Source organism: Methylobacterium sp. WL19, from assembly GCF_008040005.1.
Taxonomy (GTDB): Bacteria; Pseudomonadota; Alphaproteobacteria; order Rhizobiales; family Beijerinckiaceae; genus Methylobacterium; species Methylobacterium bullatum.
This window is the reverse complement of sequence record NZ_VRVC01000307.1, coordinates 1-561: the sequence shown is the minus strand read 5'-3', so window position 1 is coordinate 561 and position 561 is coordinate 1. Positions and strand designations below refer to the sequence as shown.

The 561-nt window shown below is 74.2% G+C and carries 1 pseudogene; it reads left to right on the top strand.

The features are described 5' to 3' along the window. A pseudogene (locus FV220_RS25225) lies at nucleotides 1–561 on the top strand (helicase); the annotation flags it as partial.

The window sequence follows — 561 nt, the reverse complement described above, 5'->3', positions numbered from 1 at the left end:
GGCCATCACCGTGCCGCTGCGCCCCGCCGCAGCGACCCAGCCCATCGCCCCGGCGACCGCATCGACCGACGGGTCGGCGACGGTGTCCGAGGAGGCCGCCCCCGCGACCGACGAGGAGGCCAAGCCGGAAGGCGACACCGCTTCCGAAAACGAGACCACTTCCCAAAGCGAGGCCTCGACCGACACGGCCGAGCCCGTGGCGGAAGGCGTGCCCGATCCCGAGGCGGTATCCGAGGAGGCCGCGTCTTCCGAGGCAGACCTTGCCGAGACCGGCACCGTCGAGGCCGTCCCTGCCGAGGACGAGCCGGCACCGGCCGCCGCCGAGACATCGGTGGAGGCCACTGAAGAGCCCGAGGCGGCCGCCGTCCCCGTGGCGGAATCCGCGACCCTCGCGGATATCGAGGCGGAAACCGCCGAGACGGCCTCCGGCGACGCGGCCGAGGCCGAAGCCGCCACGGATTCCGTCCCGGCCGAGCCGGTGCTGGTGGAAATCTGGCGTCTCCAGCGGCATCAGCGCAGTTCCGCCCCGCGGCAGAACCGCCCACGCGGCGGCCGTGACGG